Source organism: Alicyclobacillus sp. CIJ1 (genome assembly GCF_057538885.1).
In genome coordinates, this window is the sequence record NZ_BAAJPH010000120.1 from 1 (window position 1) to 4,188 (window position 4,188).

At 54.2% G+C, this 4,188-nt stretch carries 4 protein-coding genes; all 4 read right to left on the minus strand.

Going from position 1 to position 4,188, the window contains the following annotated elements:
• Nucleotides 1-166, minus strand: a 166-nt coding sequence (locus AC27E8_RS10770) for a GntR family transcriptional regulator (protein ID WP_487111478.1), incomplete at its 3' end; no start/stop codon positions are given.
• A 74-nt stretch (nt 167-240) separates the two neighbouring features.
• Nucleotides 241-1,290 carry a substrate-binding domain-containing protein gene (locus tag AC27E8_RS10775; RefSeq protein WP_487097114.1) on the minus strand — a complete coding sequence of 350 codons (1,050 nt, stop codon included), beginning with the start codon at nt 1,288-1,290 and terminating at the stop codon, nt 241-243.
• A gap of 26 nt (nt 1,291-1,316) precedes the next feature.
• Nucleotides 1,317-2,315: an ABC transporter permease gene (locus AC27E8_RS10780; RefSeq protein ID WP_487097116.1), complete on the minus strand. Its 999-nt coding sequence runs from the start codon at nt 2,313-2,315 to the stop codon at nt 1,317-1,319.
• Nucleotides 2,316-2,319: 4 nt separating this feature from the next.
• Nucleotides 2,320-3,831, minus strand: coding sequence for a sugar ABC transporter ATP-binding protein (locus tag AC27E8_RS10785; protein WP_487097118.1), 1,512 nt, complete (start codon nt 3,829-3,831; stop codon nt 2,320-2,322).
• Between the last annotated feature and the right edge of the window lie 357 nt (nt 3,832-4,188).

The following is a 4,188-nucleotide window of genomic DNA, read 5'->3' on the forward strand; positions in this document are numbered from 1 at the left end:
CGAGGTCTCCCACCGCCTGCCGGATGGTATGCCGGCTGACGCGGAACATCTTGATGAGTTCATTTTCCGAGTAGATCTTCTGCCCGGGTTTCACCTTCCCCGTGCGGATCCACTCCCGGATTTGCTCTTTGACCATGACGTACTTTGCCTTTCCATCTCCCCGCATGCGTCACCCCCCCTTGTAAAAAAGGGATGCCGGAAGGCATCCCTATGTTCCAGCTTTGTACATTTGCAACTTCCTTATTGCTGCAAGTACGCATTCACGTTGCTCTTCGTCACAATCGTTACACCCGTGTCCACCTCGGGTGGTACGGGGTCAACGCCAGACTGTTGCCAGTTGGCGACAGGATGTACTAGGTTGTGATGAATCGCAAACAAATCCATGAGGCCCCAGAAGCCCATGTTCCATGTGCCCTGCGCGACCGTTGCGGTAATTTGTCCACTCTTGATCGCGTTCAGCGTCGCTTTGTCTGTGTCGAACGACACGATCTTCACCTTGCCTGTTTTTCCCGCTTCTTGCACGGCGGTCGCAGCACCGGTGCCCTCGTCAGCCTCGGTACAGAAGATACCCGCAAGATTTGGATAAGTCTGGAGCAACGCAGAGGTGACCTGAGCGGTTTTGATTTGGTCAGAGTTTCCGTTCTGGACAGCGACGACCTTAATGCCTGGATATTTTGCGGCCATTTCCTCCTTGAATCCCTGCACACGTTGGTCCAAGTTCAGCTCTCCCGGGGTAGTAATGACTGCTACTTCGCCATGGCCACCGAGAGCTTGTCCTAGATAATCCGCGGCCTTCTGCCCGGCTTCGATGTTGCTCGTCCCGAGGTAAGCGTACCGCTTGCTCTGCGGCGCGTCCGAGTCGAAGCTAATGACAGGAATGCCCGCCGCAATGGCTTGGTTGATCACGGGCGTCATAGCCTGGGCGTTAATTGACGTCACTAAAATCCCCGCGGGATGCTTCGCGATGACCTGTTGCATGGTCGTAACTTCTTGGTTGATATCATACTGAGGAGCTCCAGTAAATACCGCCTTCACGCCAAGGTCTTTGGCGGCCGCCTGCATGCCGGCGAAGCATCCCTTCCAGTACTCGATACCTGACAAGAACGTCACCATGTAGTACGTTTCGCTCGATGAACCCTGGAACGCTGAGGAGCTGCCACCGGTCGAACCGGACGAAGTGGACGAGTTTCCGCCGCCTGTCGAGCAACCCGTCGCAGCCAAGACGATCGACGCAGCAGCTGCCGCAACCGCCGCGTATTTCTTTCCCGATTTCCAGTTGAACCGTTTCATGAGCGTACCCCCTTCTTAAGCTCTCGTCAATTTGCCTTTTTCCTGTGGGTCAGGACGTCTAACGTCACCGCAGCAATCAAAACGAAGCCTGTAACAAGGCTCTGCCAATAAACGGATACGTTCAACAGCACCAACGCATCGTTTACGATGCCCACGAGCACGCTACCGAGCAGTGCTCCGAGGACGGTACCCTCACCTCCCGTCAAGCTGGCACCGCCGATGATACACGCAGCAATCGCCTGAAGTTCCATACCCTGCCCAGCGGTCGGTGCAGCTACGCTGAACCGCGAGAGTGTCAGAATTCCCGCGATGCCCGCCAATAGAGCGGTGAAAATGTAGATCCAAACCTTTACCTTGGAGACTCGAATACCAGACAAGTACGCAGCCGCTTCGTTGCTGCCGATGTAGTACACCTTACGAGCAACGACTGCACGCCTCATGATGAAGTCGGAGACAACAACCACGACCGCCAGAATCCAGATGAGAACGGGAATGCCCAGCAAATTGCCCTGACCAAGGTAGAGAAACGACTTCGGTACACCCGTGACGGACAACGGCGCACCCTGGGTCACGACGTAAGCCACACCTTGGACCACGCCCTGCATACCGAGAGTCATGATGAACGGATTGATCTTGACCTTGCCGATAAATAGACCTGTAATCAGCCCGGAGCACAGGCTGGCCAACAGACCCAGGATTGCTGCCAGCCAAATGTTCACGCCGTTCAATGCCAAACTTCCCGTGACCACACCTGCCATGGACATCACAGAGCCGACCGACAGATCGAAGCCTCCAGACACGAGCGCCACCGTCATGCCCACCGATACAATGGCCGTCATGACGATGCTCAAAATGGTCGTGACGATGTTATCAACGCTCAGAAAAGACGACGACATGAACGACAAAATGACGCAAAGAGCCACGATCACGAGAACAATGGTAAGCTCTCGAATGCGGGCGACTCTTCGAAGCCATGTCTCGCGTGCTTTGTCGACGTTGACAGGAGCAGTGTCTACTGGTTGCATGTTCTCACCCCACAGCAGTTTCCTTGTGCAAGCCAGATGCGTATTCCATGATGGTTTCGTCGTTCATTTGCGATCCGCTTAGGATACCCGCCACAGTACCGTTATGGACGACCATGACTCGATCGCTGAGCCCCACGATTTCAGGTAGTTCCGAAGAAATCACGATAATGCCGATGCCCTCGTTGGCTAACCTTCGCAACAGTTGATGAATCTCCGCTTTCGCACCTACGTCGATACCACGCGTGGGTTCATCTAGAATGAGGACGCGCGGTTGACGCGATATCCATTTTCCAATCATGACTTTCTGCTGGTTGCCGCCGCTCAGGCTTCCGACAAGCTGCTCATCGTCCTTCGCTTTCACGCGGAGATCCCGAATGACCGATGTAGCAAGGTCCCTTGCTCGACCGCGCTGAAGTAAGCCACGCTTTGAAAGATAATCCAGATGCGTGACCGCTACGTTGTCACGGATTGACATTTTGAGGAACAAACCTTGTTCCTTTCGATCTTCCGTGAGGTAGTACAAGCCATGTCGCATCGCGTCCTGGACCGTATGGATCCGAACGGCCTGTCCGTCCATCACGATTTCCCCAGACGTCCTCGGATCGATCCCTGCGAGTGCACGCATCATTTCAGTTCGCCCAGAGCCGACAAGGCCGAACACTCCTAGAATTTCACCCTTATACAGCTCAAACGACACGTGCCTACACTTCGGACCGGCATTCAGATTTTGCACCTTGAGCAAGATGCGAGGCTCCGGTTTCCCCTTGTCTGGATAAATCCTCTCGATGGAGCGACCCACCATCATGCGAATGACTTCGTCCGAGTCCGTTTGCGAAGTCTCAACAGTTCCGATAAGCGCTCCGTCCCGAAATACAGTGATACGGTCTGAAAGTTGGAATATCTCGTCAAATTTGTGGCTCACATAGATGACACCCTTGCCTTTGGACTTCAACTCCCTTAGCACGTCAAACAGGCGAGCAGCGTCCTCTACACTTAGTGCAGACGTGGGTTCGTCGAAGATATACACATCCGCGTCTGTCACAAGCGCTTTCACAATTTCCACAATCTGCTGCTGAGAAACACTCAAGTTCTTCACGACATCTGTCGGAGAAAAGCCAACATGAAACCTATCGAGGTAGCGCTCACAGAGCTCATACATCTGTTGACGCCTCATGAATCCCATGCGCGTCGGCGGTTGTCCCACGAGAATGTTCTCCATGACAGAGATGTCCGGAAATAGACTCAGCTCCTGATGCACAATGGCGACTCCCAAGCGGCGAGCATCCACTGGGGAGTGTAGCTTTACCGCTCGACCCGCAATGTGTATTTCGCCTGCGTCAGGTTGCAATGCTCCTGTGACGATTTTCAGGAACGTCGACTTTCCTGCCCCGTTTTCGCCCATCAGCGCATGGATTTCGCCTTCTAAAAGCTCGAACGAGACATTGTCGAGCGCCACGGTACCCGGGAACTCTTTGCGAATGCCTTTGGCCTCAAGCAAGGTCCGAGTCAAGCACATCACCCCCTGCTATCTTGTACGCATATCCGTACAAGTTGGGTCAAACAAACGACGCGTTATATGGTGAAACCGGATTCACGTCTGCATCCTACCACAACACCGAGGCTACGCTCAAGAGCTTTTCGTATTTGTACGCACATTTCATCTAGAGACCGTATCTTCTGCAGACACCATTGAAAGTTCAATCTGCCACTTGCCTCGTCGACCCACGCACGACCAGCTTGGGCTCGTACACGATGGACCCTGGTTCCTCAGCGTCGCGCTTCCCGCGCTCAATGGCACGCATCACCCACTTCGCCGCGTCCAGCCCCATCTGCGTCTTCGGGTGCTCCACCGTCGTTAGCTTGATCTCCGTCG

Bases quoted from the DNA above. Each gene is read 5' to 3' on its own strand.
- AC27E8_RS10780 (WP_487097116.1), bottom strand. From the start codon at position 2,315: ATGCAACCAGTAGACACTGCTCCTGTCAACGTCGACAAAGCACGCGAG.
- AC27E8_RS10775 (WP_487097114.1), bottom strand. From the start codon at position 1,290: ATGAAACGGTTCAACTGGAAATCGGGAAAGAAATACGCGGCGGTTGCG.
- AC27E8_RS10785 (WP_487097118.1), bottom strand. From the start codon at position 3,831: ATGTGCTTGACTCGGACCTTGCTTGAGGCCAAAGGCATTCGCAAAGAG.